Source organism: Kitasatospora sp. NBC_01246 (genome assembly GCF_036226505.1).
Classification (GTDB): domain Bacteria; phylum Actinomycetota; class Actinomycetes; order Streptomycetales; family Streptomycetaceae; genus Kitasatospora.
In genome coordinates this window covers 1,535,217-1,548,367 of record NZ_CP108484.1, presented here as the reverse complement: position 1 = coordinate 1,548,367, position 13,151 = coordinate 1,535,217, and the positions used below count along the sequence as shown (strand labels likewise).

The window sequence follows — 13,151 nt, the reverse complement described above, 5'->3', positions numbered from 1 at the left end:
ACCTCCAAGGGGTAGTCAGAACGTCGCGCGCCCCGGGTGGTCGGGGCACAACCGGAGCTTGCCGGTCGGGTGCGGCGGGGGAGTAGGGAAGGAGCGGCAGCGCGGGGCGCCGCTTTTGCTGCGTCAATGTCTCTGTTCGGCGGCTCCGGCCGCGGCGGGCCGGGGCGTCGCCGGGTCAGATCAGCCCGGTGCGGACGGCGTGGGCCACCGCGTGGGCCCGGTTGCGGACCTGGAGCCGGGCCATCAGGTCGTAGATGACGTTCTTCACGGTGTGCTCGGAGCAGGAGAGTTCGCGGGCGATGGCCGCGTTCCCGTGGCCCTCGGCGACCAGGCCGAGGACGGCGGTCTGCCGGGCCGTCAGCGGGGAGTCGGGGGCGGGCCGGCGCGGGGCGGGCGCGCCGTCCTCCGCCGGGCCGAGCAGGCCGACCAGGACGCCGTAGGGCATCCGGCCCTCGCCGTGCCGGGCGCAGCGGACGGCGGTGAGCAGGCGTTCCGGGGTGGCCTCGGCGGACTGCAGCATGGCCACCGCGCCGGCGCGGACGGCCCGCCGGACCCCGTCGGCCGTGAAGGTGTCGGCGACCAGCAGCAGCGGGCGGCCGTCGGGCTCCGGCCAGCCGTCCAGCGCGGCGCCGGGCGTCGGCCCGGCGGCCACCCGGACGGTGGCCCCGGAGTGGCCGGCCGCGAGTTCGATGCCGGCCCGGCGCAGGTTGGCGGCCACCTTCTCGCGGGCCGGCCCGCCCGCCGGGCCGAGGTGGACGCGCAGGGCGGTGGCGGGCCGCCGCTCGGTCTCTGGCCTGGTGGCGAGGGCGAGGGCGCTCACAGCAGACCCGCCCGCAGGGCGTAGGCCACCGCGTGGGCGCGGTTGCGCAGCCGGAACCGCTGGGTGATGTCGCGGACCACGGTGGTGACGGTCCGTGCGGAGTAGCAGAGCGCCCGGGCGATCTCGTCGGTCTCGTGGCCGTCGGCCACCAGCCGCAGGACGGCGCGCTCCCGTTCGTCCAGGCCCCAGCCGGGGCCGTGGCCGCGGGCGCCGGGGTGCGGGTCGAGGTCGGTGCCGTGGTCGAGGAGCCCGTCGATCAGGTCGGGCGGCACCGTGCAGTCGCCGCCGGCCACGGTGAGCACCGTCCGCGCCAGCCGGTCGGCGTTGACCTCGCGCCGGCGCAGCAGGCCGCGGGCCCCGGCGTTGATGGCGTCCGCGGCCTCGGCCGGGGACAGGTCGGCGGCGATCACGACGACGGCGGGCCGGTGCGGTCCGGTGCGCGTCGCGGTCACCAGGTCGAGCTCCTGACGGTCCACCCGGTCGACCAGGACGACGGCGACGTCGGCCTTCTCCTCGGGCTGGACCAGGGCGATGTCCGGGTTGCCGGACAGCGCGCTGACGGCGCCGGCTTCCAGCACCGGGTCCAGGGCCACGACACAAAGCGGCAGGGGGTTGCCCATGTGCACTCCTCGGTCAGCGGGGTGAACCTCTCGGCGAGGAGTCTTCGCTTCCGGTGCGCCGTGCCGCATGGGGCGCGATCACCCGCATTCCCCGCCGCGGGGGGCGCCGGGGCCGGTCCGGACGGCCCCCGTCGCGCGGACGGTGCCGGGCGCCCCGTCCGGATCCGCCGGGGAATCGTCCCGGTCCGTCCGGTACGGGGCGGCGGGCCCGAAGGGTGGGGGCGGCCCGCTGCCGCCCACCGGGGGCGGCGCGCCCGTGCGACCGCGGACCCCCGCCCCCGGCCGCACCCGCCGTCGCCCGCCGCCGCCCCGCCGCGACCGGGTGCGGCGGGTGGCGCCGCGGGTGGCCGCGGGACCGCTCCGCCGCAGCTCCGCGCGGTCCCGGCGGCCCCCCGGACCGACCCGGCGCCCGCCCCCGCGACCCGTCCGACCACCCGGGCGCGCAAAGCTGGGGCACGCCGGGTACGGCGTCTGGGTAGTCCGCGGCGAAATCTACGGGTGGTGCTCCCCTGTACGGAGGGTCGTGCCGCTGGAAGGGTGGCGGACGTGACCACAACCGACACCGCTTCCCGGGCCTCAGGGCCGGCGCCCTCCTGGTGGGCGCCGGCCGCGACGCTGCGCGAACGGCTGTCGGCCCCGCACCCGCCGGTGGCGCCGGCGGCGGGCCCGACGGCCGGGGCACGCACCCGCTCGGCGGTCGAGCAGGCCTGCGAGGCCGCCCGGCTGGCCCGGCTGGGCGTCGACCCGGGGCTGGCCGCGGCACTCGCCGCCGAGGCGCCGGAGCGCCTGGCCGGCCGGCTGGCCAAGCCGTCGTGGGCGGTCTTCGCGGAGCGGGCCGTCGCCGGCGCGCCGGAGCACCCCGGGGGCGTGCCGCTCGAAGCGGGCGAGGGGGCGACGGTGTTCGCACCGCTGCTGCGCCCGCTGGTGGCGGCCGCCACCGCCGAGCTGACGGCGCGGGCGCTGGCGGGCGGCGCCGATCCGGCCGACCTGGCGGTGTTCGCCCCGGCGTACTCGCGCTGGCTGGCCGAGCGCCTCGCCGGCGAGGCGGCCCGGACACTGGTCGTGGAGCTCGCCGCCGCCCGGGACGCGGGCGGCCTGGCCGGCGCCACCGGCGCGGACCGGTTCGCCGACTTCGCGGCCCGCACCGGCACCCGGGCCGGACTGGCCCGGCTGTTCACCCGCTACCCGGTGCTCGCCCGGCTGATGGCCCGGACGTCCCGTCACACCGCCCGCTCCGGCGCGGAGCTGCTGACCCGGCTCGCCGCCGACCGGCCGGCGCTGACCGCGGGGCTGTTCGACGGCCGGGACCAGGGCCCGCTGGCCGCCGTCGAGCTGGGCCGCGGGGACCTCCACCAGCAGGGCCGGTCGGTGGCGGTGCTGCGGTTCGCCGCCGGCGCCACCGCGGTCTACAAGCCCCGGCCGATCGGCCAGCACGCGCTCCTGGACGCCATGACGGACTGGCTGGACGCCAAGGTGCCGGGCCTGGCGCCGCGCACCCCGCGCTGGGTCGGCGGGGACGGCTACGGCTGGCTGGAGTTCATCGAGCACCGGCCCTGCCGCTCGCTGGTCGAGATCGATCGGTTCCACCGCCGCCAGGGCGCCCTGCTCGCCCTCGCCTACACCCTCGAAGGGGTGGACCTGCACTGCGAGAACCTCCTCGCGCACGGCGACCAGCCGGTGCTCGTCGACGTGGAGACGCTGCTGCACCCTGTCCTCGGCGAGGGGAGCACCACCCTGCCGGACCCGGCGGCCGCGGCGCACGCCGCCTCGGTGCACCGCACCTGCCTGCTGCCCCAGCTGCTGGTCGGTGAGCTGGGCGCGGTCGACGTCTCCGCCCTCGGCGCCGCGCCGGGCGGGGAGTTCCCCAACACCCGGATGGTCTGGGAGGAGACCGGCACCGACGAGATGCGCCTGGTGCGCCGCGGGGCGCCGTTCACCGGTGCCAAGAACCGGCCGTACGGCGTCGTGCCGGGAGCCGGCAGCGCGGACCGGCTCTCCGCGACGCTGGCCGGGTTCCGCGCCGGGTACGACGCTGTCGTCCGGCACCGGGCCGAACTCGCCGACCCGGCCGGGCTGCTGGCCACCGGGGCGGCGGCCGTCGGCCGGCTCGTGATCCGCCCGACGATGCTCTACGCCACCCTGCTGGCCGAGGCGACCCACCCGCAGCTGCTGGGCGACGGGCTCGACCGCGACGCCCTGTTCGCGGTGCTCTGGGCCGAATCGCAGGGCGACCCGGCCCGGCAGGCCCTGATCGAGCACGAGATCGCCGACCTGTGGGACGGCGACGTCCCGGTCTTCTTCCACCGGCCCGGCGAGCCCGCGGTGTTCGCCTCGGACGGGAGCCCGGTGCCCGGCGTCCTGGACACCTCCGGCCTCGCCACCGCGCGGGCGAAGCTCGACGGCATGAACACCGTCGACCGCCACGACCAGGAATGGATCATTTCGGCCACGCTGGCCTCCGTCGGGCCGGACGCCACCGGCCCCCGGCACCGGACGGGTGGGCGCACCCGCCCCTCGCCCGCCGCCGTCCCGGAGCCGTCCGCGCTGCTCGCCGCCGCCTCCGGGATCGCCGACGAGATCGCCGGCCGCTCCGTGAGCGGCCACGGGCGGGTCAACTGGATCGGCCTGGAGGCCGTCGACGAGCACTGGACGGTGCTGCCGATGGGCGCCGGGCTCGCCCAGGGCTACTGCGGGGTGGCGCTGTTCCTGGCCCAGCTCGGCGCGCTGACCGGCTCCGCCCGCCACACCGGTCTGGCCCGGGCGGCGGTCGCCCCGCTGCCCGACCTCGTCGCCGCGGCCGCCGCCGACCCGGAGCTGAGCCTGGCGGTGGGCCCGGGCGGCTTCGAGGGCCTGGGCGGCCTCTGCTACTCGCTCGCCCGGCTGGCCGGCCTGGTCGACGAGGGCCTCGCCGACTGCCTGCCGGCCGCCCTGGACGCGCTGGCCGTGGCGGCGCTCGACGAGGAGGCCCGGCCCGGCGTCTCGGCGGGCCTGGCCGGGGCGCTCGCGGCCCTGCACGCGGTGCACCGCGAGCGCGGGCTGGAGCGGGCCGCCGAGCTCGCGGACCGGATCGCCGAGCGGCTGCTCGGCCTGCCGCCGCCCGGTCCGCTCGGCGCCGCGGCGCCGGACCGGGTCGGCTTCGCCTTCGGGGAGGCCGGGATCGGCTGGGCGCTCACCCGGCACGCCCGGTTCACCGGCGGCCCGCGCGGCGCGCGGTTCGCCGCCGCCGGCCGGGCCCGGCTGACCACCGCCCTGGCGGCGGACCGGCTCACCGGCGGCTGGTGCTCCGGGACGGCCGGCACCGTGCTGGCGGCGGCCGACGCGGGCCTGTGCGCCGAGCAGCCCGACAGCCCGCTGCGGGACGCCGTGCACCGGCTCACCGGACAGCCGCCGGTGGCGGACCTCAGCCTCTGCCACGGAGAGCTGGGCACCGCGGAGGCGCTGGCGGCGCTCGCCGAGCGCGGCCACCGCGGCGCGCGCAACAGCCTGACCGGCCGGGCCGGAACGGTCCTCGGACAGCTCCACGACTGGGGACCCCGCTGCGGGACCCCCGGACAGGTGCCGACGCCGGGGCTGCTCACCGGGCTCTCCGGGATCGGCTACGCGCTGCTCCGGCTGGGCTTCGCCGACACCGTGCCCTCCGTCCTGCTGCTGGACGCGGCCCCCGGCCCCCCACCGGCCCCTTCGACCATCTGAAGAGAACCGAAGAGAACCGAAGAGAAACAAACAGGACCGAATAGCACAAGACCACCTGAAACGAAAACAAAACAGCAGAGAACAGCGCCACTTATCACCACGCACCGCTTCCCGAATGGAAAGGAAAGCCCCATGTCCCACTCCCTGTACAACGGTGCTGTCCGCAGCGAGGCCACGAACCAGGCCGCGACCACCCCGGACCCGGCCGGCGAGATCCGCCTGGTCCGCCGGAACGGGGCCTGCGCCCGGACCCGGGCCCTGGCCGGAATGAGCCTCGGCAGCGGCGTGGTCGTGGGCCTCGGCTCCATCACCACCACTGTCTCGGTGCCGTTCTGACCTGCACTCACGTAGGGCCGATCCGAACATGAACACGACGCTCCGCGGGGAGAGCGACTACTATCCGGGGCTATGCGTGTGCGGGCAGCCCATCTCATCGGCCGTGATGCCGAAGTCGCCGGACTCGGCGAATCACTGCGGGATCTCCGCCGCTCGCGCGGCTGTACCACATTCCTGGTCGGCGAGGGCGGAATCGGTAAGTCGCGACTGGTCGCCGAGCTGATCGGCGAGGCGGTCGACGCAGGAGTCCGCGTCCTGCGGGGCCGGAGCAGCACCATCGGACCGATGGTGCCGCTCCGGCCGCTCACCGAGGCGCTGATGCCGCTCTCACGCGGCGGGGAGACGCCGGACGAAGCGAGCCTCGGCCCCTACCGCCCGGTGCTCGGCCGGCTCATCCCGGACTGGAGCACCGGCACCCCGGACCAGGGATCGACCGTGGTGCTCGCCGAGGCCGTCCTGCGGCTGCTCGCCTCCGCGGGCCGCGACCAGGGCTGCCTGCTGGTCCTGGAGGACCTGCACGACGCCGACACCGAGACGCTGGCCGTCGTCGAGTACCTCGTCGACAACCTCGAACAGCAGCCGGTCATGCTGGTGGCGACCGTCCGGTCGGAACCGGGCGAGGCACTCCTGCTCGCCGAGTCGGCCGGGCGCCGCCGCAGCGGAACGGTCTTCCGGCTGGCGCCGCTGGACGACGACGAGGTGAACCGCCTGATCGCGTCCTGCCTGGACACCGAGCCGGGCCTGGTGCCCGCCGAAGTGCTGACGCAGATCCGGGAGGACAGCGCCGGCATCCCGTTCCTGGTCGAGGAACTCCTCCAGGGCGCCGTCACCGGTGGCGCGCTGGTCCGCGAGAACACCGCCTGGCGGGTGGCCGGGAACCTGCGCCGCAACGTGCCGAGGGCGCTCCTCGAAGGCGCCATCCACCGCATCGACGAACTCGGCCCGCAGGGGCAGACCCTGCTCTCCGCCGCCGCCGTGCTCGGCCGGCGCTTCCCCCTGTCGGTGCTCCAGCTGATGACCGGCGCCGACGACCGCAGCCTGCTCAGCCACCTGCACGCCGGTGTCACCGCCCGGCTGGTCGCGGCCGACGAGCCCGCCCCCGACTGGTACGCCTTCCAGCACCCGCTGACCGCCGAGGCACTGCTCGCCCAGCTCACCCCGACCGCCCGGGCCGCCCTGTCCCACCAGGCCGCCGACGCGATCGAGGCCCTCCACCCCGACCTCCAGGGCGACTGGTGCCCGCTGGCCGCGACCCTGCGCGCCGACGCCGGCGACCCCGTCCGGGCCGGCCGGCTGTTCACCGAGGCCGGCCGCCGCGCCCTCGCCAACGGCACGGTCGGCTCCGCGGTCACCCTGCTCGACCGGGCCGAGACCCTGCTGGCCGGGGGCACCGACTCGGCCGCCCGCGCCGAGGCCCTGGAGGCCCTGCTGCCCGCCCTCGCCGAGACCGGCGAGCTGACCCGCGCGCTCAGCCTCGCGAGCAGCCTGCGGGAGCTGGTCGGCGCCGGTCTGGGCGCGCCCCGGCTGGCGGCCCTGCACACCCGGCTGGCACAGGTGGCCTACATGGCGGGCCGCTGGGCCGACGGCAACAACCAGATCGAGCGGGCCCGCGCCCTGCTCGGACCGGACCCGGACGAGGCGCACACCGCGCTGACCGACGTGGTGGAGGCCTACCTGTGCCTCGACACCCCCGGCCAGGACCGCACTCAGCGGGCCGAACGGCTGGCCCGCGCCGCGATCGACACCGCCGAGAAGCACGACCAGCCGCTGGTCGCCTGCCAGGCCTGGGAGCTGCTGGGCGTCGTCGCCCGCGAGCGCGACCCGGCCGAGGCGGTCACCTACCTGGAACGGGCCATGAACACCGCCGAGCGGCACAGCCTGCCGCTCCAGCGGATGTACGCGCTCACCCGGCTCGGCGGCAGCCGCTGGCTGGCCGACGGCGGCACCGCCACCCTGGACGAGGCCCGGACCGAGGCCCGCCGCCTGGGCGCCGTCACCGTCGTCTACACCCTCGACGGCATCCTCGCCCTGCACGACGTGCTCTGCGGCCGGTTCGCCGAGGCCCGGGTGCTGGGCGACGAGGCGCTGACCATGGCGGCCCGGCTGCGGCTGACCCCGGTCGCCCGCTACCTGCTGATGACCCGCTCCGTCCTGGCGGCCCATCAGGGCGACCGGGCCGCCATGGAGGAGTCGCTCACCGAGTTCGGCCGCTGGGGCGGCAGCGGCTCGCCCGAGGAGCCGCTCGCCCTCGGACTGGCCCGGGTGTTCTGCGCCCTCCTGGAGGAGGACCGGGACCGGGCCGCCCGGGACATGGCCGGCCTCCAGGCCCTGGAGGCCGAGAACCCGAGCACCTTCCACCTCGGCGGCCGGCACGGCCTCGGCCTGCTGCTCGACCTGCTGGACGGCCGCCTCGACCGCGGCCGCCTCGACCGGGTGGCCGCCAGCTCGGCCGGCCGGATGCGGTGGAACCGGCACTTCGTCCTGCTCGCCGACGCCGTGCTGCTCGGCCGCGAGGGCGATCCCGAGGCGGCCGGCCGGGCCGCCCAGCTCGCCCAGGAGGTCGGTGCGCCCTACCCCACCGCCCGCCACCTCGGACAGCGGCTGATCGCCGAGGAGGCGCACGCCCTGGGCTGGGGCGACCCGGAGGGATGGCTCCGGGAGGCCGAGCACCACTTCCGGGAGACCTCCGCCACCGCCGTCGTCGGCGCCTGCCGGACGCTGCTCCGGGCCATCGGCGCGCCCGTCCGCCAGCACCGCACCGGCAGCAACCGGATCCCGGCGCAGCTGCGGCTCAAGGGCATGACGGTCCGTGAGTACGAGATCTTCCAGCTGCTGGCCGACCGGCTCAGCAACAAGGACATCGCCGCCCGGCTCTACATCTCGCCGCGCACCGTCGAGAAGCACGTCGCCAGCCTGATCGCCAAGACCGGGCTGCCGAACCGGTCCGAGCTCTGCGCGCTGGCGGCGCAGCAGTCCTGAGGGCGGGCGGGGCCGGCGGGGGCGCGGTCGGGGTCCGGCGCCCGGCGCGCAAGTGGTCGGTTGCTGCCGCCCGGAACCGGCGCCCGGGGCGGTTTCCGGCCGGGCGGAAGCGGCCGGACCGGGCGGAACGGGCCGGTTCATGCCGGTGCAGGTTTCGGCCACCGGCCGGCCCGGGACAACGGCCCGTCGGGAGCAGCACACTGGCTGCGCGGCGCCTCTCCGGGACCGGCCGGCCGAGGTCCCGCGGCGCCCGCACCACGACGGCATCCAGGAAGGGACCGACCCCCGATGACGAAACCCGCCGCCTGGCCGGAGCGGAACCTCTGGACGGACTCCGCGCAGGCGCGGGCCGACGCCTACCTCGACCACGCCCGGAGCATCCGCGGCGAGGTCCGGTTCGACCTGGTCACCCGCGCGCTGGCCCGGCACCTGCCGCAGCGCCCCTGCCGGGTGGTCGACATCGGCGGCGGCTTCGGCCGGCAGGCGGTCCTCCTGGCGCGGGCCGGGCACGAGGTGACCGTGGTGGACAACGACGAGACCCTGCTGCGGGCCGCCGCCGACCTGGTCGCCGCGGAGCCCCCCGAGGTCGGCCGGCGGGTGACCCTGGTCCAGGGGCTGGGCGAAGCGGCGCCCGACCTGGTCGGGACGGGCTTCGACCTGGTCTGCTGCCACAGCGTCCTGCTCTACCTCACCGACCCGGGCCCGATGCTGGACGCGCTGGTCCGGCTGGCCGCGCCCGGCGGCCTGCTCTCGCTGCTCACCGTGAACCGCGACTCCCAGGCGATGCGCGACGGGCTCCAGGGCGACTGGCGGGGCGCGCTGGCGACCCTGCTGGAGTCCGGCGAGCGGGGCGGGCAGTACCTGCCGACCCGGCCGGACACCCCGCAGGACCTCGGCCGGCGGCTGGCCGGGCTCGGCGCTCCGACGGTGGAGTGGTTCGGCGTGCGGGTCTTCTCCGACCACCGCCGTGACGAGCCGTCACCGGAGGAGTTCGTGGACCTCTGCGAGCTGGAGTGGCAGGCCGGGCTGCGCGATCCCTACCGCGGGTTCGCCCGGCTGTTCCACCTGGTGGCCCGGCGCGGCGCCGCGCCCCGGTAGCCGTACCGGCCGGCGGTCGGGCGGGGGACCGAAGCGCGCGGGGCCGGAAGCACGCGGGGCCCGCACCCGCGCGGAGGCCGGAATCCGCGCGGAGGCCGGAAACGCGGTGGTGACCACCGCCGGCCGGGAACGGCGGCCGACGGTGGTGCGAAAGGGCGCCGGGCGCGTGGCCGTGCGCTGCTACCGGGGTGAGTGCGCCGGGGCCCGTGCCGGTGCGCCGCGGCCCGGCCGGAACCTGCCACCGGGCGTTCGGCCCCGCCGCCGGCCCGGCCGGGGCCCGGCCGAGGACCGGCCCCGGAGCGCCGCTGACCCGCGACGATGCCGGACGGGCCGCCGGGCCGGGCCGCCCCGGGGCGGGCGCGGCGGGGGGCGCACCGGCCGCCGGCGCCGCCGCCGTCGGCCTGCCGTCGCAGGCTCACTTGTGGGTGGCCACGTCAAGTGCCAGTCTGTGAAAGTCAATTGCCGGACTCAGTGCGTGCACGTCGAGAGCAGGGGTTGTGCGCCGACGTCAGCCGCCGGACCGAGTCAGGGCATGTCCGGAATTCGCGCCTCGCCGGGACGGTCGACCCGCGTCCCGGCGGGACGGTCGGACGAGCCCTGGAGGGAGTGGTCAATGTTCGAAGGGCTTGGGCTGAGCAGCCTCGCCGAGTCCGTGTACCTCGCGATGCTCCAGCACCCGGACGAGAGCCTCGACGTCCTCGCCCGCCGGCTCGACGTGGACCACGCCCAGATCCGGGTCGCGCTCGACGAACTCACCGGCATCTCGCTGCTCCAGGTGTTCCCGGGCCGGCCCGGGCCAAGAGCCGTCCGGCCGGAGATCGGACTCTCGGCGCTGGTGGCCCGTCAGCAGGCCGAGATGGCCCGCCGGCACCAGCAGATCGAGGAGGGGACGGCCGCGCTGTCCACCCTGCTGGCCGAGCGCGCGGAGAGCCGCCCGGCCGAGACGGAGCCGGGCATCGAGCGGCTGTCCGGCATCGAGGCGATCCGCGACCGGCTGAGCGAACTCGCGCGCGGCTGCGAGTGGGAGGCAAGCTCCTTCATGCCGGGCGGCGCCCAGTCGGAGGAGAACATCAACGCCAGCCGGGCGCTGGACGCCGAGGCGATCGACCGCGGGGTGCGGTTGCGCACGGTCTACCAGGACAGTGTCCGCAACCACCGGCCGACGCTGGAGTACGCCCAGTGGCTCAGCGGGCTCGGCAGCGAGGTGCGCACCACCGCGTCGCTGCCCCTGCGGATGCTCATCGTCGACCGGCGGGTGGCCGTGGTGCCGCTCGACACGGCCGACGAGCAGGGCACCGCGGCGGTCGTGATCTCCAGCGTCGGGATCATCACGGCCCTCACCGCGCTGTTCAACTCGGTCTGGCGGTCCGCGACCGTGCTCGGCGCCGCGCGCCGGCGCGACGACGTCGGGCTCTCCGGCCAGGAGCGCCAGGTGCTCAGGCTGCTGGCCGCGGGGCTGACCGACGAGGCGATCGCCCGGCAGCTGGGTGTCTCGGTCCGCACGGCCCGCCGGGTCGCCTCGGACCTGCACACCAGGCTCGGTGCGCGCAGCAGGTTCCAGGCCGGCGCCCAGGCCGTCTCGCGGGCCTGGATCACCCCGGACGACCTGGAGTAACGCGGTCCCCGGCGGCCTCAGGGCCCCACCTCGGTGGAGCGGACGGCCCAGCTCGGGCAGGTTCCGGCGCCGGCCATGGTCCGGCAGCAGAGCTGCTCGGCCACCCGCGCCGCGTCCAGCAGGTCGCGGGCCTGCACATAGAGGTTGAACACCACGAAGCCCTCGTGGACGTCGATCCGCGCGTGCTGGAGGCAGTCGGTGCCGGCCCTGCTGCACAGCAGGTGCCGGTGCAGCTCGCGCGCGGACTGCGGCGCGGCGCCCGGGGTGTCAACCGTGGTCTTGGTCAAGTACATGGGTGGACCCGCTCCCGGCCGGGGCGTGCGGTCCGGTCCGGGGGGCTCGGGCGCCGTCGCGCCCCGGACCCCTTCCGGCCGGCTGGTCAGACCTCACGCGTCGCGTTCTCACGCCGACCCCTTCACGTACGTCGTTGCGAGCCGGTCCCGGGCCGGTTCCGCCGCGCGGTCACCGCGGCTCCGAGGAACCGGAACCGCGGTGGGTGGGCGGCCGGACCGGTACCGGGGGCCGGAGTTCAGGGCCCGGCCCCCGGAGCCGGCCCCCGGGCGGGGCCCGGCTCCCGAAGGACCGTCAGAGGATGATGGGCGGATCCGGGGCCCACCGGGTCAGGGCCCAGCGGACGAGTTGGGGGCCCAGTGCGGCGGCCATCACCGCGAACGCGGCGATCATCGCCCACCGCGTCCCGAAGGCGACGGCCAGGGCGCCGCCGACCGGCACCCCGATCAGGCTGGCGGCCTGCAGCAGCACGAAGGCCATCGCCATCACCTGGGCGATCCGGTCCTTCGGCGCCGCGGCCTGCAGGCTGCCGAAGACACTGGCGATCAGCAGCGTCCCCCCGAAGCTGCCCGCGAGTTCCAGCAGCACCAGCCCGGCCATCGCGCTCGGCCCGGAGGCGGCGAACGGCAGCAGGGCCAGCGAGAGCAGGCTGACGGCGGTGCCCAGGGCGAGCGTGCGGCCCGACCCGAACCGCTTCTGCGCGCGGCCGACGAGCATGCCGCCGGTCACCCCGCCGACCGCGCCGAGTGCCAGCAGCGAGCCGATCAGCGACGGCCCCATGTGCACCGCGTGCACGAGGAAGAGCACGAGCACCGGCTGGGTGACCCCGTTGACGAAGGACACCGTGACCACCGCCCGGACCCCGGACTGCCGGCCCATCGCGAGGGCGAGGCGGACGTTGGCGGCGGCGCCGAGCCGCTGCTTCCAGGTCGTGGACGTCCTCGCGGTCTCCGCGGTCTTCACGGGCTCGGCCGGCACGGCGCCTTCGGCGGTTCCGGTGGGACCGGCGGCGCCCGCGGGCCCACCGGCCACCGCGTCGGCCGGCCCGGCGTCGGCGCTCGCGGGCCGGACCCGGGTGAGCAGGGCCGCGGAGGCCAGGAAGGAGAGCGCGTCGACCAGCACCACGTACGGCGCCGCGACCCGGGCGAGCAGGGCGCCGCCGAGCGCGGGCCCGCTGATGTCCGCGACGCTGCGGGTCGCCGAGATCTTCCCGTTGGCCTCCACCAGGTTCGCCTTCGGGACGATCTGCACCAGCAGCGGACTGGACAGCGCGGAGTACACCCCGAGCGCCGCCGAGGCCACCGCGGTCAGCGCCAGCAGCAGCACGATGTGCAGCGCCCCGAGCCACCAGAGCAGCGGTACGGACCCCATGATGGCGGCCTGCACCAGGTTGCAGGCCGCCATCATCGGCGCGCGCGGACGGCGCAGCCCGTCGGACCACGCCGCCGCCGGGAGCCTGATCAGCAGCGACGGCAGCACCTCGACCACCGCCAGCGAGGTCATCTCCAGGGCCGAGGCGCCCAGCGTGACCGCCGCGCACATCGGGATGGTGACGTTGCTGACCGCCGAACCGACCTGGGAGAGACCGGTCGCGGCCCACAGGGCCCGGAACGGTCGGTCGGGGAAGACCGGCGGGTCCGCGGTCTGCTCACCCCCGCCGGCCAGTGCCGTCGTCGTCACGTCGCTCGTCCTTTCACGC

The 13,151-nt window shown here is 76.7% G+C and carries 9 protein-coding genes; 5 read left to right on the top strand and 4 right to left on the bottom strand.

Annotated features, from left to right (window positions below; translation table 11 throughout):
- Positions 1–175: 175 nt before the first annotated feature.
- The gene (locus tag OG618_RS06760) at positions 176–820 is read right to left on the bottom strand and encodes a response regulator transcription factor (RefSeq protein WP_329486308.1); all 645 of its coding nucleotides are present in this window, start codon (positions 818–820) and stop codon (positions 176–178) included.
- Positions 817–1,440, bottom strand: coding sequence for a helix-turn-helix transcriptional regulator (locus OG618_RS06755; RefSeq protein ID WP_329486306.1), 624 nt, complete (start codon positions 1,438–1,440; stop codon positions 817–819). Before OG618_RS06755 ends, OG618_RS06760 begins: the two co-directional genes overlap by 4 nt.
- Before the next feature lie 546 nt (positions 1,441–1,986).
- On the opposite strand from OG618_RS06755, the gene OG618_RS06750 reads away from it, so the two are divergent.
- The 5 genes from OG618_RS06750 (at position 1,987) to OG618_RS06730 (ending at position 11,161) form a co-directional block, all read left to right on the top strand.
- Positions 1,987–5,133, top strand: a complete 3,147-nt coding sequence (locus OG618_RS06750; RefSeq protein ID WP_329486305.1) for a type 2 lanthipeptide synthetase LanM family protein — start codon at positions 1,987–1,989, stop codon at positions 5,131–5,133.
- Between the two features lie 132 nt (positions 5,134–5,265).
- The gene (locus OG618_RS06745; protein ID WP_329486304.1) at positions 5,266–5,469 is read left to right on the top strand and encodes a hypothetical protein; all 204 of its coding nucleotides are present in this window, start codon (positions 5,266–5,268) and stop codon (positions 5,467–5,469) included.
- 72 nt (positions 5,470–5,541) lie between these two features.
- Positions 5,542–8,448 (top strand): helix-turn-helix transcriptional regulator, encoded by a 2,907-nt coding sequence (locus OG618_RS06740; protein WP_329486303.1) that lies wholly within the window; start codon positions 5,542–5,544, stop codon positions 8,446–8,448.
- A gap of 288 nt (positions 8,449–8,736) precedes the next feature.
- Complete coding sequence (locus OG618_RS06735; protein WP_329486302.1) at positions 8,737–9,546, top strand: methyltransferase; 810 nt, start codon at positions 8,737–8,739, stop codon at positions 9,544–9,546.
- A gap of 613 nt (positions 9,547–10,159) precedes the next feature.
- A complete protein-coding gene (locus OG618_RS06730) occupies positions 10,160–11,161 on the top strand; it encodes a LuxR C-terminal-related transcriptional regulator (protein ID WP_329486301.1) in 1,002 nt (333 codons plus the stop codon).
- A 17-nt stretch (positions 11,162–11,178) separates the two neighbouring features.
- On the opposite strand, the gene OG618_RS06725 is transcribed toward OG618_RS06730, so the two are convergent.
- Together OG618_RS06725 and OG618_RS06720 are read right to left on the bottom strand one after the other, a co-directional pair.
- The gene (locus OG618_RS06725) at positions 11,179–11,454 is read right to left on the bottom strand and encodes a hypothetical protein (protein WP_329486300.1); all 276 of its coding nucleotides are present in this window, start codon (positions 11,452–11,454) and stop codon (positions 11,179–11,181) included.
- Between the two features lie 292 nt (positions 11,455–11,746).
- Entirely contained in the window at positions 11,747–13,132 is a 1,386-nt protein-coding gene (locus tag OG618_RS06720; RefSeq protein ID WP_329486299.1) for an MFS transporter, read from the bottom strand.
- Positions 13,133–13,151 lie beyond the last annotated feature (19 nt).